This window comes from Agrobacterium vitis, assembly GCF_013337045.2.
Lineage (GTDB): Bacteria > Pseudomonadota > Alphaproteobacteria > Rhizobiales > Rhizobiaceae > Allorhizobium > Allorhizobium vitis_B.
This window is the reverse complement of the sequence record NZ_CP118261.1, coordinates 314189-336585: the sequence shown is the minus strand read 5'-3', so window position 1 is coordinate 336585 and position 22397 is coordinate 314189. Positions and strand designations below refer to the sequence as shown.

The 22397-nt window shown below is 56.3% G+C and carries 21 protein-coding genes; 13 read left to right on the top strand and 8 right to left on the bottom strand.

Annotated features, from left to right (window positions below; all coding sequences use genetic code 11):
* Positions 1–12 precede the first annotated feature (12 nt).
* Positions 13–1002 carry a class 1b ribonucleoside-diphosphate reductase subunit beta gene (gene nrdF, locus G6L01_RS24505; RefSeq protein ID WP_060717737.1) on the top strand — a complete coding sequence of 330 codons (990 nt, stop codon included), beginning with the start codon at positions 13–15 and terminating at the stop codon, positions 1000–1002.
* Positions 1003–1249: 247 nt separating this feature from the next.
* Here nrdF and G6L01_RS24500 read toward each other — a convergent pair whose 3' ends face one another.
* Positions 1250–1561 carry an ArsR/SmtB family transcription factor gene (locus G6L01_RS24500; RefSeq protein ID WP_060717738.1) on the bottom strand — a complete coding sequence of 104 codons (312 nt, stop codon included), beginning with the start codon at positions 1559–1561 and terminating at the stop codon, positions 1250–1252.
* Positions 1562–1659: 98 nt separating this feature from the next.
* Between G6L01_RS24500 and G6L01_RS24495 the strand changes: the two genes are divergently transcribed.
* Complete coding sequence (locus tag G6L01_RS24495; RefSeq protein ID WP_060717739.1) at positions 1660–2751, top strand: NADH:flavin oxidoreductase/NADH oxidase; 1092 nt, start codon at positions 1660–1662, stop codon at positions 2749–2751.
* A 92-nt stretch (positions 2752–2843) separates the two neighbouring features.
* Here G6L01_RS24495 and G6L01_RS24490 read toward each other — a convergent pair whose 3' ends face one another.
* Together G6L01_RS24490 and G6L01_RS24485 are read right to left on the bottom strand one after the other, a co-directional pair.
* Entirely contained in the window at positions 2844–3020 is a 177-nt protein-coding gene (locus tag G6L01_RS24490) for a hypothetical protein (RefSeq protein WP_174089370.1), read from the bottom strand.
* A 181-nt stretch (positions 3021–3201) separates the two neighbouring features.
* The gene (locus G6L01_RS24485) at positions 3202–6288 is read right to left on the bottom strand and encodes an alpha-mannosidase (RefSeq protein WP_070165962.1); all 3087 of its coding nucleotides are present in this window, start codon (positions 6286–6288) and stop codon (positions 3202–3204) included.
* Positions 6289–6716: 428 nt separating this feature from the next.
* Here G6L01_RS24485 and G6L01_RS24480 point away from each other — a divergent pair, with 428 nt between their 5' ends.
* From G6L01_RS24480 to G6L01_RS24465, 4 genes are all read left to right on the top strand, one after another.
* Entirely contained in the window at positions 6717–7859 is a 1143-nt protein-coding gene (locus tag G6L01_RS24480; protein WP_060717741.1) for an extracellular solute-binding protein, read from the top strand.
* Between the two features lie 9 nt (positions 7860–7868).
* A complete protein-coding gene (locus G6L01_RS24475; protein WP_060717742.1) occupies positions 7869–8732 on the top strand; it encodes an ABC transporter permease in 864 nt (287 codons plus the stop codon).
* A gap of 2 nt (positions 8733–8734) precedes the next feature.
* Positions 8735–9550, top strand: coding sequence for an ABC transporter permease (locus G6L01_RS24470; protein ID WP_081089002.1), 816 nt, complete (start codon positions 8735–8737; stop codon positions 9548–9550).
* 137 nt (positions 9551–9687) lie between these two features.
* Positions 9688–10731 carry an ABC transporter ATP-binding protein gene (locus G6L01_RS24465; protein ID WP_070166162.1) on the top strand — a complete coding sequence of 348 codons (1044 nt, stop codon included), beginning with the start codon at positions 9688–9690 and terminating at the stop codon, positions 10729–10731.
* Positions 10732–10734: 3 nt separating this feature from the next.
* Here the strand turns inward: G6L01_RS24465 and G6L01_RS24460 are convergent, their stop codons facing one another.
* Positions 10735–12012: an ROK family protein gene (locus G6L01_RS24460; RefSeq protein WP_060717744.1), complete on the bottom strand. Its 1278-nt coding sequence runs from the start codon at positions 12010–12012 to the stop codon at positions 10735–10737.
* A gap of 46 nt (positions 12013–12058) precedes the next feature.
* On the bottom strand, positions 12059–12925 hold the full coding sequence (locus G6L01_RS24455) for a sugar phosphate isomerase/epimerase family protein (RefSeq protein WP_234614200.1): 867 nt from the start codon (positions 12923–12925) through the stop codon (positions 12059–12061).
* Positions 12926–13191: 266 nt separating this feature from the next.
* On the opposite strand from G6L01_RS24455, the gene G6L01_RS24450 reads away from it, so the two are divergent.
* A complete protein-coding gene (locus G6L01_RS24450) occupies positions 13192–14268 on the top strand; it encodes a Gfo/Idh/MocA family protein (protein WP_060717746.1) in 1077 nt (358 codons plus the stop codon).
* Positions 14269–14326: 58 nt separating this feature from the next.
* Here the strand turns inward: G6L01_RS24450 and G6L01_RS24445 are convergent, their stop codons facing one another.
* Both G6L01_RS24445 and G6L01_RS24440 read right to left on the bottom strand, forming a co-directional pair.
* Complete coding sequence (locus G6L01_RS24445) at positions 14327–15001, bottom strand: RraA family protein (RefSeq protein WP_060717747.1); 675 nt, start codon at positions 14999–15001, stop codon at positions 14327–14329.
* Positions 15002–15034: 33 nt separating this feature from the next.
* Positions 15035–16051 (bottom strand): hydroxyacid dehydrogenase, encoded by a 1017-nt coding sequence (locus tag G6L01_RS24440; RefSeq protein WP_156543201.1) that lies wholly within the window; start codon positions 16049–16051, stop codon positions 15035–15037.
* A 132-nt stretch (positions 16052–16183) separates the two neighbouring features.
* Between G6L01_RS24440 and G6L01_RS24435 the strand changes: the two genes are divergently transcribed.
* The 6 genes from G6L01_RS24435 to G6L01_RS24410 all read left to right on the top strand — a co-directional run bounded on the left by G6L01_RS24435 (position 16184) and on the right by G6L01_RS24410 (position 21166).
* On the top strand, positions 16184–16879 hold the full coding sequence (locus tag G6L01_RS24435; protein ID WP_060717748.1) for an IclR family transcriptional regulator: 696 nt from the start codon (positions 16184–16186) through the stop codon (positions 16877–16879).
* A 49-nt stretch (positions 16880–16928) separates the two neighbouring features.
* Positions 16929–17546 carry a Bug family tripartite tricarboxylate transporter substrate binding protein gene (locus tag G6L01_RS24430; protein ID WP_234891853.1) on the top strand — a complete coding sequence of 206 codons (618 nt, stop codon included), beginning with the start codon at positions 16929–16931 and terminating at the stop codon, positions 17544–17546.
* Positions 17428–17892, top strand: coding sequence for a tripartite tricarboxylate transporter substrate-binding protein (locus G6L01_RS24425; protein WP_234891866.1), 465 nt, complete (start codon positions 17428–17430; stop codon positions 17890–17892). Before G6L01_RS24430 ends, G6L01_RS24425 begins: the two co-directional genes overlap by 119 nt.
* Entirely contained in the window at positions 17889–18347 is a 459-nt protein-coding gene (locus G6L01_RS24420; RefSeq protein ID WP_060717750.1) for a tripartite tricarboxylate transporter TctB family protein, read from the top strand. Before G6L01_RS24425 ends, G6L01_RS24420 begins: the two co-directional genes overlap by 4 nt.
* A 28-nt stretch (positions 18348–18375) precedes the next feature.
* Entirely contained in the window at positions 18376–19884 is a 1509-nt protein-coding gene (locus tag G6L01_RS24415) for a tripartite tricarboxylate transporter permease (protein ID WP_060717751.1), read from the top strand.
* A gap of 64 nt (positions 19885–19948) precedes the next feature.
* On the top strand, positions 19949–21166 hold the full coding sequence (locus G6L01_RS24410; RefSeq protein WP_234614194.1) for an alpha-hydroxy acid oxidase: 1218 nt from the start codon (positions 19949–19951) through the stop codon (positions 21164–21166).
* A 38-nt stretch (positions 21167–21204) separates the two neighbouring features.
* Here the strand turns inward: G6L01_RS24410 and G6L01_RS24405 are convergent, their stop codons facing one another.
* Positions 21205–22305 (bottom strand): citrate synthase/methylcitrate synthase, encoded by a 1101-nt coding sequence (locus G6L01_RS24405; RefSeq protein WP_060717752.1) that lies wholly within the window; start codon positions 22303–22305, stop codon positions 21205–21207.
* Positions 22306–22397: the final 92 nt, after the last annotated feature.

The window sequence follows — 22397 nt, the reverse complement described above, 5'->3', positions numbered from 1 at the left end:
TCGAGATATCACATGAACATACAGATGAAGACCAACACTCCGACGCAAACCAAGCCGGTGCGTGCGATCAACTGGAACCGCATCGACGACGACAAGGACCTTGAGGTCTGGAACAGGCTGACCGGCAATTTCTGGCTGCCGGAGAAGGTGCCGTTGTCAAACGACATCCCATCCTGGGCGGCGTTGAAGCCGGAGGAACAGCAGTTGACCATCCGCGTCTTCACGGGACTGACCCTGCTCGATACCATACAGACGAGCATCGGTGCGCCAACGCTGATGGAGGATTCGATCACGCCGCATGAGGAGGCGGTCTATTCGAACATCTCGTTCATGGAGGCGGTGCATGCCCGTTCCTATTCCTCGATCTTCTCGACCCTGTGTTCGACGTCAGATGTGGATGATGCTTATCGCTGGTCTGAAGAAAACGAGTTTCTGCAGAAGAAGTCGGCGCTGATCCTCGAACACTATCGCAATCCTGACCCGCTGAAACGCAAGATCGCCAGTGTGTTCCTGGAAAGCTTCCTGTTTTATTCCGGCTTCTATCTGCCGATGTTCTGGTCGAGCCGCGCCAGGCTCACCAACACGGCTGACATGATCCGTCTCATCATCCGCGACGAGGCTGTGCATGGCTATTACATCGGCTACAAGTTTCAGCGTGGTCTCGAGCCCTTGAGCGAGGTGCGGCAGCAGGAAGTCAAGGACTTTGCCTTCGATCTGCTGCTCGAACTCTACGACAACGAGGCCAAATACACCGAGGCGCTCTATGACGGTGTCGGACTGACAGAGGATGTCAAAAAATTTCTGCATTACAACGCGAACAAGGCGCTGATGAACCTCGGCTACGAGGCTCTGTTTCCGCCGGAGGCCTGCAAGGTCAATCCGGCAATCCTGTCAGCGCTCTCGCCGAATGCCGATGAGAATCATGATTTCTTTTCCGGTTCGGGCTCGTCCTATGTCATCGGCAAGGCAGTTGCGACCGAGGACGAGGACTGGGATTTTTAAGCCTCAAGACAGCCTGATATTTTACGCCTTCCCTCGAATATCAACCATGGGGTCGTAGGTTCGATTCTCTCAAGGCTGCACCCGAGATATCGAACAAACATTTACGGTATTGCGTGCAGATGAATGCTGAAGGGCTTTGACGGCATTTCCCATTTGACGTTGGTCGCCGGATCTAAAGCCATTTGGCCTTCGAATTACAAACGAGCCGGGCTGCTATCAACCACCACGGGATCACCGTGCGGTGCCGTCAGCCCGGCTCGTCTGATACGGCCAGGACAGCGTCCAATAGACCCGGAAATCGTTCATCGATTTCTTCACGGCGCAGCTCGTTCAAGTGCGTTGGTCCATCTGTACGGGTAAAAACCAGGCCACCCTCTCTCAAGACTTTAAAGTGGTGGGACATGCTGGACTTCGGCCGGCCCCCATCCAGTGCAGAGCATGTGGCCTGTCCCTCATTTGAAAGCTGACGCACGACGCCCAGCCGTACAGGGTCGCTGAGGGCGTAGAGCACCTGGGTGAGAGTAACGTCTTTCAAAGCGGGATGTGGGATAGCGCGCATGGTTCATCCTACCATCACGGAGTCTTGTTGCAAAGTTCGATTGTAATCGAACTATCGAAGACCTATATGTGAATTTATAACGATCAATTGGAGTCTCCATGTCATCCTTATTTACCCCTTTCACACTCAAAGGCATAACACTGCGAAATCGCATTGCGGTATCGCCTATGTGCCAGTATTCGGCCGAGGACGGCATTATCAATGACTGGCATCACGTCCATCTGGCTGGACTTGCGCGCGGCGGGGCAGGCTTGGTGGTTGCTGAAGCGACAGCTGTATCGCCGGAAGGCCGTATCACCCCCGGATGCGCAGGCATCTGGAGCGATGAGCAGATTGAGCCTTGGAAAAAAGCGGTGGATTTGATGAAGGCGGCAGGTGCTGTTCCTGGAATTCAGATCGGACATGCGGGCCGCAAAGCGAGCGCCAATCGTCCATGGGAGGGAGACGACCATATTTCCGGGTCTGACCCGCGTGGCTGGGAAACGCTGGCACCATCCGCCATTGCATTCGGAGCAAACCTTGGCAAGGTGCCACAGGCCATGACCCTTGCAGATATCGAACGTATCAAGGCCGACTTTGTCGCTGCGGCAAAGCGGGCGCTGGCAGCCGGCTTTGAATGGCTTGAGCTTCACTTTGCTCATGGCTATCTCGGACAAAGCTTCTTTTCGACCTGGTCTAATAAGCGCACAGACAATTATGGCGGCGACTTTGACGGACGAGCCAGATTTCTGCTCGAAACGCTGGCTGCTGTTCGCGATGTCTGGCCCGAACATTTGCCGCTTGCCGCTCGCTTCGGCGTGACCGAATTCGACGGTTCGAACGACCTGGAAGAGGGGATCGAAATGGTTCGCCGCTTCAAGGCCGGTGGCCTCGACATTATTGATGTCAGCATCGGCTTCTCCACGCCGACCGCGAATATTCCCTGGGGGCCTGCGTTCATGGGACCGATCGCCCAACGGGTACGGCGTGAAGTTGGGCTTCCCGCCACCACGAGTTGGTTCATCAGCGAGCCAAAGCAGGCCGATGCGCTGATCGCAGACGATTTTGTAGATATGGTGTCACTTGGCCGCCCGCTGCTTGCCAACAGCCATTGGCCTTATCAAGCAGCGCTTGAGCTCGGTATCGATAAGCCGTCCTGGACACTTCCCGCACCATATGCTCACTGGCTGGAACGCTATAGAACGGCGTGAATCTGAACAGGCCATCGCAACAGAATAGCCACTGCGGTTAAGGAAACCGCCGTGGCTACAGTCTGACGCGAAATTTCTCGCCTTTGATGTACTTAACGCTGCGAATTATCCAGTTTTGGCAAGGATCGCGCGTGAGCCGCGGCTTCACCGGAATAGGGGAAATCATCCCCGAGCTGTTGATCGCCCTTAAAGACTTTAAAAGACGGCCCATCGACCTCCACAATCTTGTAGCCGTTTACATATTCGATCTTCGACGTTTTCCACCCCAATACAAGCTCTCCTATTTCAGGCCGCTGTCTCAAAGACGGGTTTGCGGGTAGCCCATAGGCACAGGTGTATCAGCTGCCTGGTCAAAGAGCTAATTTCCTGAAGCCGTTGCGGGGTTTCTGCGAGAATGACACAAGATCAACCAGCTCTTCGCCGCGTGCCCAGCTTACGGTTCTCTCATCTTCAAAAGAGGAAGCTTGCGAGACCGAAAGGACGGCTTGCAGGATCATCCAGGTCATCAAGCGGCAGCTCGATGGCGTTGATTTGGGTTGGTTTACGGCCGTCTGGCAGTGTCAAACGAAACACCCCGCGACGACCGGCGGACTCCGACAGGCGCAGGACATGGCCTTCCCCATCCTCCGCAGGCTTGAGGGCATGCACGCGGACACTTTGACCGGAAAAACCTACGGGCGCGATGTCGCAGTTTTCAGTGGCGGTGGCGGGCGTGAAATGCAGGCCCGCATTGACGAGGTCAGCCTCCGCCTGAACCTCTTCGCTCCACCAGCGGCCATCATGGGGCAAAAGGGCGTAAACGAAGGGGTGATTGCCCTCGTCGGCCAGCATGTCGGGAAACATGGGGCCGCGAACAAGGCTTAAAGTTAGCCTGTTGCCCTTGGCAGAAAAGCCATATTTGTCCGCCGAGAGCAGGGCCGCACCCCAGTCTGTTTCCGAAAGTGACACAAAACGATGGCCGCAGGATTCGAACTGGGCTTTCTGCCAGCTGGTATTGTCATGCGTGGGTCGGCGGGTGACACCAATGGCCTGATCGAACACCGCATCCTCTGCCAGTACGGTTACGGGGAAGGCCGCACGCAGATAGGTGCGCCGGTCGTGCCAATTCAGATCTGTGACAAATTCCACCCTTGGACTGTTGGACCACAGCCGGATTTTTTGCTGGATCGTGCTGGCCGAAAAGCGTCTGGTGATGGTGATTTCTGCCAGATGCGGGCCATTGGCCGTCACCTCCAGCGTTTCAAGCGACAGCCATTCTTCTTCACCAAGCTCAAATCCGGGTTCAATATCCCAGGCGTCAAAATTGCGGGGCAGATCATTGCGATACAGCAGCAATTGGTTGCCGGGTCCGTCCATCAACTCACGGTCCGATCTCTTGTCGATCAGGCTGATCATCCGGCCTGCTTCATCCAGCGTCAGCCGGACAAAATCATTTTCCATGGTTTTGCCGTTCGTTGTTACGCGGCGCTGGCTGGCAGCGCTGACAAAACCGAGACTGAGTGGCTTCAGGTCACGCTCAATAGCGGCAACATAGTGCCCGTTCAGCTCCTGTGCTTGCAAGGCAGCGGGCAGGGGGTGTTCACTTTCAATCTGGAATGCGGTTTTTCTGGAGCCTGACAGGTTGGCCACCAGCAATCCTTCAAGCTCACCGCTATGGCGTGCCGCAATGGCTTGCAGGCGGGTCTGGATCAGCGCTGTTGCATCATGGATCACGCCTTCAAGCTCTGGCTCGGTCTGCTGATAGACCTCGCGGATGGACGAACCCGGCAAAATGTCGTGAAACTGGTTTCGAAGCAGCAATTCCCACTGCGGTTTGAGGTTGTTCGTGGCAGGCGCTCCGCCCTCAAGTGCATCCAGCACCGAGATGGCTTCCGCAGCCACCAAAACAGCCTCTGCCTGTCGGTTGAGTTGTTTGGTGCGCGCCTGCGTGGTCAATGTTGCCCGGTGATATTCCAGATAAAGCTCGCCACGCCAGACGGGCAGGGCTGCCGCTTCAAGATCCATTGCCAAGGCCTGAATATGCGGCTCTATGGCTCCATGCTCGACGGTTGGAATGGCAGGCATCAGATTGAGAAGTGGCAGGGTTTCGATCTGATCCGGGTCCGGCCCGCCGCCGCCATCACCCCAGCCATAGGAGGCAATGACCGTGTCCGTCATATCCTTGGCGGCATGCTTGCCCCATACCTCGCACAGGGCGGCGGGCGTCATCAGCATATTGTAGCCGTCATTGTCATAGGCGTCGAAGGTGTGAACCAGCACCCGTGAGCCATCATTGCCCTGCCAGCGGAAAAGATTGTCTGGCAGGCTGTTGGTCTCATTCCATGACACTTTGATTGTCACCAATGTGTCGATGCCCGCGTGCCGCATGATCTGCGGCATGGCGGCGGTAAAGCCAAACGTATCGGGCAGCCACGCCGTGCAGCTGGTGATGCCGAAGTGCTTTTGAAAATAGCGCTGCCCATGCAGAAACTGTCGCAAAAACGCCTCTGCCGAGGGCATGTTGGTATCACACTCCACCAGCATGCCGCCGATAACTTCCCAACGGCCCTCCGCAACGCGCTGCTTGATCTCTTCAAACAGCGCGGGGTCTTCTTGCTCAACATGCTGATAGTAGAGCGAGGATGATTGCAGAAAACGAAAATCATCGTGGCGCTTGAGCAATGCGTTGACGCTATTGAAGGTTCGCACGATCTTTCGCACCGTTTCCGGCTGCGGCCAGAGCCAGGCATAATCAATATGGGCGTGACCGGTCACCAGCACACGTCCCTGTTTGGGATAGGTGTGTCGAAGCTCAGTCAGCATGGCATCAAGCCTGACGGTTGTCGTCTCAACAGAAGCGAGGGCTTCCTGTGTCAGGGCTTGCGGGGCGTCGGTGGGCTCAAAACTGCGCTCCCATATATCGTGCGCCCAAGTGCGGCTGGCCAAACGGGGGCCGACATCCTGTGTTGCTGTTGGCAGCCGCAAGCCTGAAAGGGCAATTTCCGCCGCCTCATAGAGCGTGCGGGCAAGTTCCTTGTCTTTCACCGTGTCGGCGGTGTTGCGCAAAATCAGCAGGCGACGGCGCAAGGCGCGAATTTCTGAATAATATCCATAAATTTCGGCCATGGCGAGCACGGGGTTGCGATTGGGCACACCAAAAAGACTGCGCGCTGCGGATTCCGCTTTGATTTTGAAGGGAATGCCGCGCGGGACATCAAACCTGCGATGGCAGGGGTTGGCAGCAAAACTCTCAAGAATTTCGCCATCCAGACCCATCAGGCGGACAAGGCTTTCACCCCCAAAATCAAGCCTCAGTTCCACATCTGGGCCTTCCGGTACCACAATTGCGTCTTCCAGCAGAAACGTGTGAATGCCATGGCGATTTGGCCAGGCATCACCAACACCCATGCGCGTCGTCAGCCCGTCTGGCGTGCTGCCAAGAAAAGCCCCAAGTGACATGCGTTCGCGCAGCTCGTAAGCTTCCAGTTCATCGGCCCAGACTTCGATGTGACGCGAAAGCTGTTCAAGGCTACGCTGGCGATCTCGATAGGCACGCATGATTGTCTCCCGGGCTGGTTTTATTTGGCACTGCAACATTTAATCATCGTTGATGATATAATATTTATGGAAAATCGGCTCGTGATTCCACTGCCATAACTGACACGACAATAGCGAATTACCGCTTGAAATCGACCAATATCTCTCAAATCTATCAGATTTTATCGCGAGCAGTGCTCGATTGACAATCTTTCGAGGCGCCACTTCAAGCTGCATCCGGGTTGGATATGAGTGGTCGCGATGCAGCATCAAGCCAACGCTCGTCGAATTGTCTGCTTGACAGAAGCGATATAATTCGTGCTAAGAATTTAAATATTGGCAGATAGAGACGCATGTAAAGCGCGGTCGCCAACCTGGAGTGGGAACCTGGCCTTATCCGTGGCCAAACAAAGGGCAGGCGCGTGTCCGTGCTGCCAATGGAGGTGTCAATGCGCATGCAACGACGTGAATTCCTGAAATATTCTGCGACAGGTGTTGGCCTGGCCGTGGCCGGTGCAAGGCCCGCCTTTGCGGCCCCCGGCGTTCTCGACATATTCTTCAACAGCGATACCAATGTTATTGATTTCTGGACCCAGGTGATCAAGCCGGGTTTTGAAGCGGCCCATTCCGGTGTTACGCTCAATCTTGTTCCCGGCGGTGGCGGGTCGGCGATGAACTCTTTGGCTGATCGCGCCATGGCTGCCTTCAAAGCCAAGAAGGACCCGCAGGTCGATATGCTGGAAGCTGTCACCCCGTTTTATCCCACGGGATCACTGGAGGCGGGTCTCTGGGTTGATTTTTCCAAGGCGGGCCTGTCCAATTACGATAAGGTCAACCCGGTCGTGGTGCAAAGCCCGGCGCTTTTGCCCTATCGCGGCTCGCAAGTCGTGATGATGTATAATTCCGACAAGGTCAAAACGGTCCCTACCACATTCAAGGAACTTGTGGCGTGGATCAAGGCCAATCCCGGCCAGTTTGCTTATGCCCGTCCTGATCTTGGCGATTCCGGTGCCTGCTTTATCGAGCGTGCGCTTCAGGAAGTCACCGGCTTGAACCCCGATCTCTTCCTGCCGGAAAATTACACCCCAGCCTATGCCGAACCAATGTTTTCCAAGCTCTGGCCTCTGCTGAAGGATATCCAGCCCTCACTGTTCAATGGCGGTGAATACACTTCCGGCAACACAGCCTCTATCCAGATGCTGGCCAGCGGTGCTGTTTCCATGACGGTTGCCTGGTCAGATATGGCCTTGCAGGCCATGAGCCAGGGCGTGGTACCTGAGACAACATCTGTTGCGCAGTTGCAGGATCTGGCATTTACCGGCGGCTTTTCCGGCATTGTCGTGCCAACGGTGGCAGCCAACAAGGATATGGTGCTCAAGCTTGCCGATTACTTGATCACACCGGATATTCAGAACCACGTTGTGACCGACCTCGGCGGCTTCCCCGGCATCAAGTGGGAGTTCATGTCCAAGGAACTTCAGGATAAATTCGCAAAGGTCGCGCCCAAATCCATCCCGCTTTTCCCCGGCACATGGGAGCCTGCGCTGTTTGAGGGCTGGTATCGCAACGTCGCCTCAAACATCAAGCGCTGAGGCAGGGTGATGCGCGCGCACGGCCTCTCGGAAGGATCGCGCTGGACCGGATTGGCCTTTGTGGCCATTCCGGTTCTGTCCATCGTGATTTTTCTGTTCTATCCGGCGGCGCTGACCATTGTCAGCACCTTCTGGCGTGAAGGCCGTGATGGTGTCCATGCGCTGAATTTTGACAGCTATGTTTTCTTCTTCACCGATGCCTATAGCCTCTCCAATCTTGGCAGAACGCTCTGGACCACCTTCGTTAGTCTTGCGCTGCTGATTGCCATCAATCTGCCGATTGCGCTTTATATGCGCTTTACCCGTGGCCCGCTGGCCAGCCTCATTCAAGGCTTGGCGCTGTTTCCCATGTTTGTTCCCGGCATTATCATCTGCTACGCGCTGATCCGCTATCTGGGGCCGAACGGCTGGTTGCAAAGCCTGCTGTCCTTGATCGGGTTCCACCATTATGCGTCGCCCTATCTGACCCCTTGGGGGCCGGTGATCGGCCTGCTCTGGGACGGTATGCCGCTAACCTTGCTGATCTTGATCTCCGGCCTGTCGGGCATTTCGGATGCATCAATTGAAGCGGCCCGTGATGTGGGGGCGGGGAGGCTGCGGATTCTGGTCCGCATCATCATTCCGCAAATCATGCATTCGCTGCTGATCGTGTCGGCGCTGAATTTCCTAGGCTTTTTCGGCCAAGCCCTGATGCCGTTCATGCTGGGACCTACAAGCCCGGAGATGATGGGGCCGTTCATGTTGCGCACATTTGCCAGCGTGCGTGATCCGCTGCAAGCCTCAACGCAGGCGACCATCACCTTTCTCATCTGCTCTCTTGCTGGCATTGCCTATGTCCGCTCGATTGCCCGCAAGCCTCTAGACGGAGAGTGATGATGTTGCTGTCCAGTCGCCGCCATGATGTGTTTGGCCTGCTTATTCTGCTGTTTCTGATTGTTTTCATCGTTTTGCCCGTGCTCACGGTTTTTCTCTGGGCCTTTGCCGAACAATGGTTCTATCCGTCCGTTCTGCCCACCAAATGGGGCTTTCGCTTCTGGTCCGCGGTCTTGGCCCGCCCGGATGTCTGGGCGGCCCTTTGGACATCGGTTGAACTGTCGCTGACCGTCACGTTGCTGTCCGCCATCATCTGCCTGCCTGCGGCCTATGCCTTTGCCCGCATGGATTTTCCGGGAAAATCGGTGTTCATGCTATCGTTTTTGATGGCCAATGCCTTTCCGCGCTTTGCCTTGATTATCTCCATTGCGGTGCTGTTTTTATCCTTCAATCTGGTGGGCACCTTTACCGGCGTGGTGATTATCCAGTTGCTGAATACGCTGCTGTTGATGATCTGGTTGCCAACCGCTGCCTTCAGAGCTGTCAGCCGGGATATGGAAGAAGCCGCCCGCGATGTCGGGGCAAACCGCTGGCAGGTGTTTCGCCACATCACCTTGCCGCAGGCCTTTCCCACCATTGCCGCCGCCTTGCTGATGACCTTCGTTTGGACCTTTTACGAGACGGAAGGCGCATGGCTGGTGGGTGCGCCGCGCATTCGCACCATGCCGCTGTTGATGATGTCGATGATCAACAATCAGTTGGTGGTGCAATATGGGGCTGTGCTGTCGGTCATGCTCTGGGTGCCATCTCTGGCCGCAATCCTGATGGCGCGGCGGGTGATTGGCGGCGAGGCTTTTGCCAAAGGACTGGGCGGATGATGATTCAAACCCAGTGTCTGTCAGGTTCAGATTGAACCTGACAGACACTGGAAGTCCTTGTTTATGCATCGGATTGATCCGAAAACCGATTTCCACTTTTCGGTCCGATGCTCTTTTTCGAGAAAGACACTGAACGCATGTCCACACTCGCCCTCGAAAACGTCTCGAAGAACTATTCCATCGTCACCGCGATTGAGCCTTTGTCGCTCACGATTGATGACGGTGAACTGGTTTGCCTTCTCGGCCCATCCGGCTCGGGAAAATCGACATTGCTGCGCATTATTGGCGGGTTCGAGACGCCATCCGGCGGCAAGGTGCTGATTGATGGCGTGGATGTCGCACGCACGCCGCCAGAGAAACGCCCAACCGCGATGGTCTTTCAGAGCCACGCCCTGTGGCAACACATGACCGTGTTTGAAAACATTGCCTTTGGCCTGACGCTGCGCGGCCTGCCCAAGGCCGAGATTGCCCGGAAGGTGTCCGATGCCTTGGCCATGGTGGGATTGGCGGATTATGGCAAGCGCCTTCCGGCGCATCTGTCCGGTGGCCAGCGCCAGCGCGTTGCCATTGCCCGCTGCGTGGTACTGGAGCCGAAAATTCTGCTGATGGATGAGCCTTTTGCCAGCCTTGACCAACACTTGCGCGACCGTTTGCGCGAAGAAGTGCGGCAAATCCAGAAGAAACTCGGCATTACCACCGTGTTCGTGACCCATGGTCAGGATGAAGCGCTCTCCGTTGCCGACCGGATTGTGGTGATGAGCATGGGGCGGATTGAACAAGTGGGCACGCCCCGTGAGATTTATTCAACGCCCAATTCGCCCTTCGTTGCCAGCTTTATTGGCGATATGAATTGCCATGTCATTCAGATCGATCAAGGTCGGGCACATCTGGGTGGCGTTGCCATTGATGCGCCGATTGAGACGGGCGAGGCACTGTTAACGGTGCGGCCTGAAGATATTGTCCTGTCGCCATCAGGTGGCACGCAAGGAGCGTGTGTGCGGCGCATTGTCAATTACGGCTCTTTCCTCAAGATCGAGGCGCAGGCGCAGGATGGCACCGTCTGGAAAGTTCAGACACCAAAAGATGCCGATATCAAGGAAGGGGTGTTCTACACACCCGTTGTCGCCCGCTACACGGTGTTTCGTGATAACAAGGCGGTGCATCATGCAGGGCCTGCATAACGATTACCTGTCGTCTGCGAGAATCTGCCGGAAATAGAGATGGCGGAAATTATGGCTGGTGGTGACAAAAATCGGTAGCATAGCAGCTCCCGTCACCGCCGCATCCTCGATCAGCGTTGCTGGCAAAAGCCGTGGCAAGGCCCGGTCACGCCGGGCCGATGGCGTGGGGCGTAACGGATAGGCGCGATCCACCAGCCGTTCCACCAGCGCGCGCGGCAAAGCGCCGCCCACGGCAATAAAGCCAGGATCGAACATCACTTCTATAACAGCGCAGACATCACGTAGCACACTGGCCGCAGACGCCAGCCAATCCATCAACCTATGATCACGCCGCTCCAGCAGGTGCAAAATGCTCTGCTCGTCCATCGACAGTTCCGATAGGCCGCAGGCGCTAGCAAGCCCGCCAATCGAGAGAACCCCACCTTGAACTGGGTTACTGGGAACAGGGCTGCCGGGATTATCCGGCCAGACCGGATTGGCACCAAGGCCAAGGATGGGCAACAGCCCGATTTCGCCGGCATTTCCGCCAACACCCTTGAAGGGATAACCATCAATAATCAGCCCAGCACCGGCACCATGGCCGATATAGAAATAGGCAAACGACGCCTCCTGTGCATCGTGGCGGTGAAGGCGCTCGCCAATGGCGGCTGCCGTACCGTCATTCTCGACCAATACGGCAAAGCCGGTCAGGCGTTGCAGGTCTTCGGCAAAGGATGCATCGCGCCAGGCCTCCCAATGCTGCATGGAAAAATCGAAATCATAGACATCGGAGCCGAATGTGGGCAGTACCAGACCAAGGCCCCAGATCCGTTCCGCAGGCAGGGCATTGTCGTGCAACAATGTTGTTATGGTTTGCGCCAGCATCCGCACGGTCACGTCGGGGTTTGCCGTATCGCACCGCATTGACTTGCGGGCGCGTTCCTGCCGTTTCAGATCAAACACCAGAATATGACACTGGTTCTGATCCAGGTGGACCCCGATTGAAAAGCCCGCCTCGGCATTGGCCTCGAGATAGATTTGCGGCTGACCGCGAAGACCGGAGGAGCGTCCGGCCTCGACGATCAATTCCTGCTCAAGCAATTCGCGGGTGATGGACGAAATAGTTTGGGGCTTCAGCCCGACAATGGCTGAAATCTCCACCCGGCTGATGGGGCCGCGTTGAAAAATGGTTTCAAACACCAGACGACGATTGTGAATGCGGGCATCTTCAATCCGGCTGCCCGCAATGATGTCCTCACCGTCCCGGGCAAAGCCTCCATCAAACCGATCCAGAAGTGTCACGGCTGTTCCTTCGTCCTATTGTCGCACGCCACTCTCGGTATGGATGTTAAATCCCAAGCTCACGCAAGACCTGCCGGTTGTGGCGCGCAATCGGAAAGGGCTTCTCCGGAGGGCAGGGATACATATCCTGTTCATAAACGGCATAGCCATCAAACCCACGGGTTGCAAGAAAATCCCGAACCTCTGCAAAATCCACCATGCCCTTGTCCAGTTCGCACATAACGCCCGACTGGAAGCCCTCAATGAAGTTAATGTTGTTTTGGCGTATGTGCGCCAGCAAAACGGGATCAACATTCTTGAAGTGGTAATAGGGAATACGGTCCGCATAGCGCTTCATAAAGGCCACGGCATCGGCACCGGTATAGGCATGATGACCAAAATCGAAGCAAAGCCCAACGCTATCTTCTGCCGTTTCTTCCAGCAGGCGGATGACTTCGGCCTCCGTTTCCACGCCGGAGCCAACATGCGGATGAAAAACGAAGGATAGTCCATGCTCTTCAGTGACATAATGGGCCGCTTCCTTGACGTTGCGGATCATTGATGCCCAGTCTTGTGGGGAAAGCGCGCGGCTTTTGCCGGGCTGAGGCAGGTCTGAATCATCCATCAGCACCACCCACTCAGCCTTCATGGCTTTCAGCAGACCGCAGGTCTGCTCAAGTCTGGGTCGAAGGGTTTCCATTGCATCCGTGGGAGCAAGCAGGTGTACGAGCGCTGATCCGCATACGCTCAATCCACGGCTACCGAGAGCATCCGTCAAATGAGACGGATCGGTGGGCAGATAGCCCCAAGGTCCGGTCTCTGTCGCTGTAAAGCCGGAGTCTCTCACCTCGTCCAGATAGCGCTCCCAAGGGGTCTGCCGCGGATCGTCTGCATACCAAACGCCCCAGGCGTCGGGCGCTGTCGCAAGCTTCATAGTCGACTCCATCGATTATTAAATCTACAGCGACACCTTAATTGATCTGTTTCGAAATCGAAAGAGCGCCACGTCAAAAATGCTATTTTCTTTAAAATCGAGCAAAATAAAGCGAATTCAATCATTAAGCTGTTTTCGCTCTCAAAATCCATCGCCGGAACCGCGCTTTTTCGGCAAAGCATCCCTTGATATAATCATTATTGTGTATTTAATGTGCAATTAGATATCTATCGCATCTTAAAAGCTGGTCGAAAGCGGGAAATCCTATGGTGAGACTTGGTCTTGTTGGGCTTGGAGAAGTGGCGCAGTTGATCCATCTGCCGATTTTGCAGAGACTGACCGAAATGTTCACACTTGCAGGCGCTTACGATCCGTCCCCCGGCGTGGCCCAGTCGATTTCGACACGGTGGAGCATTGAGCGCGTATTTGACAGTGTCGATGCGATGGTTGCGTCACCGGATATTGATGCAATTCTGATCATGAGCCCGGACCAATACCATGGCCGTCATGCCCGTGCGGCCCTGAAAGCTGATAAGCATGTTTTGATTGAAAAGCCCTGCTGCTTGACGATGGAAGACCTCACCGCACTCAGTGAAGTGGTGGAACAGACGGATTGCGTTGCCATGGTTGGCTATATGCGCCGATTTGCACCGGCGTTTGTGGAGGCGAAAAAGCGATTGCCAGCTTTTTCCGACATAACCTATGTTCGTGTTCGAGATGTCATCTGCGAAGGCCCCTGGTATTTTCGCCAGACAGACACGGTTGTCACACCCAACGGCGATATTCCGGCAAGCCTTATAGAGGAAAGCCGTCAGTTGCGCGGCGCGATGATGGACAGCGTGCTTGGCCCGAATGCACCCGCTGACCTTCAGACGGCGTATTCTGTGCTGACAGGGCTGTCCTCTCATTCCCTCTCGGCGATGCGGGATCTGCTGGGCAGTCCCAAGCGCGTGATTGCCGCCGAGATCAAGCAGGGTGGCAGCCAGATCACAGCACTCTTTGACTACGGTCATTTTACCGCAATTTATGAATGCATGATCGGCGATGTCGTGCGCTTTGAAGCGGGTTTCGAGATCAACTCCCGCTACAATCGTCTGGCCTTCGAATATCCAACCCCTTACATCCGCAATCTGCCAATGGTGCTGGAAGTTCAGAATTCAACGGATCACGATAACAGCCTCACCCGGCTTGGCCCTTTTTATCAAGACCCGTTTGATGTCGAGTTGAGAGCCTTTCATGCGGCGGTCACGCAAGGTGGCGAAAACCGAACGCCACCATCAGAGTCCATGGCTGATCTCAATCTGTTTGCCGCCATTATCTCTGCGGCACGCAAGACGGAGTGATGATTGCAACGCCTGGCATCGCGGGAATGCACGGCGCCAGATCGCGCATCTGCGTCAATCAAAGTTCAATCGTGCAACCGAGTCTGGCAAGTGTGGCATCAACCCAGGTTCGGTCATTCTTGCCGAGCTTGATGTTTTCCATCTGCCTGGTTTCTGCCTCGTGTTTCTTGGAGGCCGCAGTGTAGACTTCCCCTACCAAGTCCGCTGGCACAGACAGCAAGCCATCGGGGTCGCCGCAGATGAGGTCGCCCGGCTGGATCACCATGCCGTTGATGGCGATGGGCACATTCACCTCGCCCGGTCCATCCTTGTAAGGGCCGCGATGGGTCACGCCAGCCGCAAAGACCGGAAACGAACCCGCCTGAATTTCCGCGCTGTCGCGGATCGCGCCGAAAATCACGATGCCACCCAATCCTCGCTGTGCGGCGTGGGCAACCATCAACTCTCCAATGATCGCATTGGTCAGGTCGCCACCGGCATCGACCACCACAACGTCACCTGGCTCGGCGATGTCGAGTGCCTTGTGGACCATCAGGTTGTCGCCGGGACGCGCCTTGACTGTGATCGCGGGGCCGACCATCCGTGCGCCGGTATAGAATGGCCGCAATGGCGCGCCGCCGGCCGTCATACGTGACATGACATCACTCAGATTGGCGACAGGAAGCTGCGCAAATTTTTTGACCCACTCCCTTGTGACTGTTTCCTTGCGTTTGCAGACTTTAAAACCAAGCATCTTATGTCCTCCGTTGAAGTGTGATGTTGGGCGTCAGGCCAAGTCCCGGTTGGCGAGCGCGCGGCGATCGAATTCCTGGCCCGTCAGCACATCGACAATGTGCTGGGCGCTTTGCACCGCCATGTTTCTGAGAGCCGATCGGCTTGCGCCACCAACATGCGGCGTGGCGATCAGGTTCGGCAGGCTCCACAAGGGGTGGTCGGCCCTTGGTGGCTCCTCTTCGAAACTGTCGAGGGCCGCGCCCGCGATTCCCCCCCTGCTCAAAACCTCGAAAAGAGCCGCTTCGTCGACCACCGCGCCACGCGAGGTGTTGACCAGGAAGGCGGTTGGTTTCATCAGGCCGAGGCGGTCGCTGTTGATCAGATGATGAGTTTCAGGGGTAAGCGGGCAATGCAGGCTGACGATGTCGCTGGTCGATAAGACCTCATTGAGATCGCTGGTCACCCGTGTTCCCTCGGCATCCGAAGCGAAAGGGTCATAGGCCAGCGTTTCCATGCCAATGCCCCGGGCAAGCCTGGCTGCACGCCGGCCGATTTCTCCGAAGCCGACAATACCGAAACAAGCGCCAGCTATGTCGCGACCGACATATTTGGTCTTTGGCCAATTTCCGCCTTTCACTGCTGTATTGAGCAGATTGATATCTTTCATCGCCGTCAGGGCCAACGTTAAGGCGAGTTCAGCGACCGACTGCGCATTGGCGGCAAGCGCCCGCAACACCGGTATGCCGTGTGCAGTCGCTGAGCCGAGATCGATGTTGTCAACGCCGCTTCCATGTTTTGCAATGACGCGCAGTCTGGGAGAGGCCGAAATAACCGTCTCGGAAATTTGGCCCTGACGTACCAGGATGGCGTCAACCTGATGGTCCGCCGCCAACTGGGCAAGTTTTTCCGACCCGCTATAGCCGTCGGCATAAATCGCCTTGATCGAGAATCTTTCCAGCAATTCTCCAGCTTCCGGCGCGAGTTGCGCACCTGTTATCAGCACAGAAGCCGCCGCTCCTGCCGACGTATTGTGCTGCGTTGCTTTCGGCAACTCGCTGGTATCACTCATGAAAACCTCCCGGTTTCTTGGTTGGATGCGGAGCAGTTCCGCCACTGTTGACGAATGCCTATTATCGGGTATTGTACTAAATGAAAAGACGTTGTACCTAGTACAACAGTTCTTTTCACGGGAGGTTACCAAGTGCCAGGAAATTCATCAGGTGTTGTGGCTGTCGAAAGGGCCGTGTCGCTGCTCGAAGCGTTTAGTGAGCTTGATTACTCGCTGACGCTCGGAGAGCTTGCGCGCCGGACAGAACTTGACAAATCGACTGCGCTTCGCATCGCGCGATCGCTGGCCAAATCCTCCATGCTCATTCGCAACGATGATGGCAGCTGGCGCCTTGGGCCCAAGCTTGTCCGGTTAGGCGCGCTTTACCAGTCGACTTTCAAGTCCTCCGCTGTCGTTGAGCCGCTGCTGGCCGAAATCAGCGATGCAAGCGGCGAAAGCGCCGCCATCTATGTCAAGGAAGGTGATGTCCGGGTTTGCCTGCATCGGCATGATTCAACGCAATCCATCCGCCACACGGCCCGCATTGGCGACACTTTGCCGCTCGACCGCGGTGCGCCCGGTCGCATCATTCTGGCCTTTTCCGGCGCGTCTGGTGCCATTTACGACGAGATACGCCAACGCGGGTTTTATGCGACCCAAGGCGAACGTGACCCTCAGGTCGCAAGCATCGCCGTGCCGGTGTTTCGTGATGGACACAAGCTGTTTGGGTCCATGGCTTTGACCGGGCCGACGCCGCGTTTCACCCAAGAGGCAATCGCAAAAAATCTTCAGATACTTCAGGTGGCCGCGCAGAAGCTGACTGCGGCTATGGGAGGAGACCCGGTTTAGTTTTGAGCGGGTCCGGGGCCCGCACATCGTTCCAGGGAGGAACCTACGTATGCGAACTCTGAAAATTGCCGCGCTGTCGGCGAGTACGATCCTTGCCGCGTGTGGCTCTGCGCACGCGGAATGGCCAAATGACCGCCCGATCCAGATGATTGTTGCATTCGCCCCCGGCGGCAGCACTGATGTGATGGCGCGGGCTATGGAACCCTTTCTCGAGAAGGAATTGGGCGCTGATATTGTGATTGAAAACCGTCCGGGTGCTTCCGGCGAGATAGCCTATACGGCGCTCTCAAAGGCGAAGCCGGACGGCTATACCTTCTCCTACATCAACACCCCGGGCTTCCTCTCCATGCAGGTGCAGCGCAAACTGGGCTACGATCCGAAGACCATCAAGCCGATCGCCCGCATCGTTGATGATCCGGCTGCGATCGTGGTGCCGCAGTCCTCCAAGATCACGACGATCGCGGACTTCGTCGCGGCTGCCAAGGCCAACCCCGGCGCGGTGTCCTTCGGCTCTTCGGGCATTGGCACCGATGACCATCTCGCGATGGATGATCATCCTGGGGTCGGAAACCGGAACCAAGATCACTCACATTCCGTTCAACGGCGCCGGAGAGACCCGCACAGCCATTCTCGGATCTCAGGTCACTGGCGGCGGCTTGAACGTTAGCGAATTTGCCGGCAATGACACGTCGGGCCTGCGGATGATCGCAACGTTCGGCACCGAGCGCTCGCCACAGCTTCCGGATGTTCCGACAGCGATTGAATCCGGTTTCAATGTCGAGATGACGTCCGAACGGGGCATTGCTGCGCCGCGCGACGTCCCGGTCAAGATCTCAGACAGGATGTCGGCGGCGGTAAAGGCAACCCTCGACAACCCAAAATTTCAGGAACAGGCCAAGAAGCTGGCGCTTCCGCTTGCCTATTTGAGTGGTCCTGATTGGGAAAAGGCCATGCCGGTGCGCCTTGAACGCTTCCAGAAAATCTGGAACGAAACGCCTTGGGTGCAGCAATGATATCGGGGCGCGCAAAACAGCGGGACTTGCCTGATATCCTGGCCGGTTGCCTGTTGATCGCGCTGGGAGCGCTCGGCCTTTGGGCCGGGCGAGACCTGACTTTCGGCTCGCCTGCAATGATGGGACCCGGCTTCCTGCCAAAGTCCCTCTGCGTCATCATGATGGCGATCGGAAGTTATGTGCTGGTCAAGGGATTGGCCAAGCCGCGCGAGGATTTTGAGACAATCAATGTGCGACCGCTTGCGATCCTTGTGGTGGCTATCTCTGGCTTTGCATACACCGCCGAAAGTTTTGGCTTCCTCGTCGCGTCGGTTTGGCTGCTGGTCATCGGCAGCCTCGCCGATCCTGAATCGAGATGGCGAGAAGTGTTGATATCAACCGCGGTGCTCGCCTCTCTCGGTGCGCTTCTGTTTGTCTACGGCCTCGGGGTTCAGATGCCCATCTCGCCGTTCTGACCGCTTTCCGTTTTGATCGGACAAAATCATGGCTTTTCTTGATGTACTCATGCTCGGCTTTTCGGAAGCCCTAACGCCGACAAATCTTCTGTTCTGTTTTATCGGCGCCCTGCTGGGAACTCTGATTGGTGTACTTCCAGGCATTGGTCCAACGGCGACCGTTGCCATTCTCCTGCCCGTAACCTTCTTCCTGCCGCCGCTGGGTGCTCTCATCATGCTGGCGGGGATCTTCTACGGCGCCCAATATGGTGGCTCGACGACTGCCATTCTGGTTAACCTGCCAGGGGAAGCCTCAGCGGTGGTCACAGCGATAGACGGTTATCAAATGGCCCGGCAGGGACGAGCGGGCGCGGCACTTGCCATCGCCGCACTCGGATCGTTCTTCGCAGGCACGGTCGCCACCATCGCCTTGGCGATTGCAGGTCCGACACTCTCTTCTTTTGCCTTGTCATTCGGACCGGCGGAGTATGTGTCTCTGTGCATATTCGGACTGTTGGCGGCCACAATTCTTGCGCATGGATCGGTGATCAAGGCAATTGGCATGGTCTGCCTTGGACTTGTTCTCGGAATGGTGGGTATCGACGTAAACAGTGGTTCGGCTCGCCTTACATTCGGCTCCACGGACCTTTATGACGGCATCGAATTCGTCGTCATCGCAGTCGGACTTTTTGGCGTGGCGGAAATCGCCACAAATCTGGAATCGACCGAAGCGCGCGGCATTCTACAGAGCAAAATCGGACGTCTTTGGCCAACACGGGAGGAATTCAAGCAGAGCTGGGGCGCCATCCTGCGAGGAACCGGTGTTGGAACCATCCTTGGTGTCCTTCCCGGTGGCGGAGCGACGCTCAGCGCCTTCAGCGCCTATTCTGTTGAGAAGAGGGTTTCCAAAACACCTGAAAAATTCGGTCATGGCGCGATTGCCGGTGTCGCCGGTCCGGAAGCGGCCAATAATGCGGGCGCACAGTCATCGTTCATTCCGCTGCTGACACTGGGTATTCCGTCAAACTCGATCATGGCGATGATGTTGGGTGCCATGACCATCCATGGCATCACGCCAGGTCCATCGGTCATTCAAAACCAGCCAGAACTGTTCTGGGGACTGGTGGCGTCGATGTGGCTCGGCAACGCCATGCTGCTGGTCATCAACCTGCCGCTCATCGGCTTGTGGGTGAAGCTGCTGAGCATTCCCTACCGGTTGATGTATCCAGCGATCCTGCTGTTCTGCTGTGTCGGTGTCTACAGTGTCAGCAATCGTGGTTTCGATGTTGCCCTTGTGATCCTCTTCGGCATACTTGGCTACATTCTGCGCAAGGCGAAATGTGAACCGGGGCCCCTCTTGCTTGGTTTTGTGCTCGGTCCATTGCTAGAGACCAATCTGCGTCGTGCAATGCTTCTGTCGCAAGGGGATTGGTCGGTCTTCTTTGTCCATCCGATCAGCGCTGTCCTGCTGGCCATAACCGGATTGATGCTGATCACGCTGATTTTGCCATCGATCCGCCAGGGACGCAAAGAGGCTTTCGAGGCCAGTGAAGACTGAGCTTTTTGGGACACCGAGAACAGTGTCCCAAAAATCCTGGGGCAGTGCCGTGGAGGGAGTGAACGTGTCGCTGGGAAAGGGTGTCGGGCCGAACCGGAGACTTCATGGTGTCCTGTCGTTGGACGATTTTGAAGCGCAGGCCAGAAGGCATCTGCCAAAGCCACTGTTTGGCTACATAGCAGGCGCCAGCGAAACCAATGCATCCCTGAGCGCCAACCGGGCGGCATTCGAGGTCTATGGCTTCAAACCGCGGGTTCTGACCAATGTCTCTGCGCGCAGTACCGAAACGACGCTTTTCGGTGAGGGCTATGCCGCACCTTTTGGCATCGCGCCAATGGGTATAAGCGCCCTGATGGCCTATCGTGGTGATCTGGTTTTGGCCAAGGCGGCGCGTGATGCTCGAATTCCAATGGTCATGTCTGGCTCCTCCCTGATCCGTCTTGAGGAGGTTGCTGACGTCGCGCCTAAAAGCTGGTTTCAGGCCTATCTACCCGGTGAGAACGATCGGATCGACGCATTGGTCGATCGTGTCGCTGCCGCTGGCTTTCAGACATTGGTGCTGACAGTGGATACGGCAACACTTGCCAATCGCGAGAACACCATCAGGGCTGGATTTTCCACGCCGCTCCGTCCCAGCCTGCCTCTTCTCTGGCAGGGCCTTTCGCACCCGACATGGAGCATCGGAACCTTTGCCAGAACCTTGGTGAAACATGGTATTCCGCATTTCGAAAATTCCTATGCCACTCGTGGAGCGCCCATCGTTTCCTCGACGGTGGTCAGGGATTTCGGCAAGCGGGATCACCTGGACTGGAGCCATTTCGCCCGTATCAGGGATCGTTGGGCTGGAAAGCTGGTGATCAAGGGGATCATACATGAAGAGGACGCGGCAATTGCGGTGGCTCACGGTGTAGACGGGATCATTGTTTCCAACCATGGTGGGCGTCAGCTGGATGGAACCGTTTCGCCGCCGATTGCGCTGCCCGCCATCGTCGATCGGGTCGCCGGACGGGCGGTGGTTATGCTCGATGGAGGCATTCGGCGAGGAACGGATATCATAAAGGCATTGGCGCTCGGCGCGGCGTTCGTTTTCGTGGGTCGCCCCTTCCTTTACGCGGCAGCGGTTCGGGGAGAGGCAGGTGTTACCAGGGCCATTGATATTCTGAAGGATGAGCTTTACCGCAACATGGCTCTGTTAGGAGTAACGGGTATCGGCCAGATTTCCAAGGATTTGCTTGTCGACAATCGCCGTGGAAATTCAGTCGACAAGAGCCTGTCAGGTTAAACCAGGCAGACTCTCATTTCTTTCCGTTGCGGACAATTTTACCTCGGCTTCGGGCCGATATAGCGGGATTGTGGGCGGATGAGCCGTCCCGCTCTCTCCTGCTCCAATACATGGGCTGTCCAGCCTGCCATCCGTCCAGCCGCGAACACATTGGTGAAACTGTCACGCGGGAAACCGACAGCCTCCAACACAAGTGCAGTGTAGAATTCTACATTGGTTTGTAGCGGGCGAAGTGGTTTCTTCTCCTTGAGAAGCGCCAGGGCTGCCTCTTCTACTTTGCCTGCAAAGGCAATCCGGCTGGAACCGTCCTTCAGAGCGTATACGGCGCCCTTCAGCACGTCGGCACGGGGGTCACGTACACGGTATATCCGGTGGCCGAAGCCCATCAGGCGCTCCCCGCGCGCCAATGCATCGTTCAACCACGGCTCGATTTTTGCATCATCTCCAATCGCATCCAACATATTAAGCACCGGTCCCGGTGCGCCGCCATGAAGAGGACCCTTCAAGGCACAAAGGGCGCCAACGACTGATGAAAAAAGTCCAGCCCCTGTTGACGCAATCACCCGGGCGGTAAACGTGGAGGCGTTCAGTCCATGATCGGCAACCGTGGTCAAGTAGGTGTCAAGCGCCCGCACCTTCTGCGCAGAAGGGACCGCACCGGATACCATGCGCAGGAAATCTTCCGAATGGCCTAGCGAGACATCCGGCGCAATCGGCGCAAGCTCTTGCCTGCTGCGGATGATAGTCGAGGCAAAGACCGGTACAGCTGCGACAGCCACTATATAATGTGGAATTCGTTCGTTATCTGGCAGAGCCGACAATAAAAGGCGTAAAGCCTCGACGGAAGAAACGCCAGGTAGGGCCGGAAGGAGAGGCTGCATCAGTTCGAAAGCGCGCTGCCGCGCACTTCCGAGTTGCTCACGGATATCCCGCGCCGTCACGGATTCCGGTGTCAGTTCAGCCCAAAGAAGCTCCAGCACCTGCTCAAAAGACCACTGCGCCAGGTCCTTTAGATGATGGCCGCGAATGATCAGATCACCCGCCTGGCCATCAACATGGCTGAGGATGGTTTCAGCCGCTACGACGTTATCAAGGCCGGGAGCGGAATTTTCGTGAATAAAAGCAGGCTGGGCAGACATGGTCATCCTCAATCCAACAATGAAATTACGCTTGAGGGTGATGCACCACGCATATATAGTCAATATTGATTGATATAATCAATACAGGATCC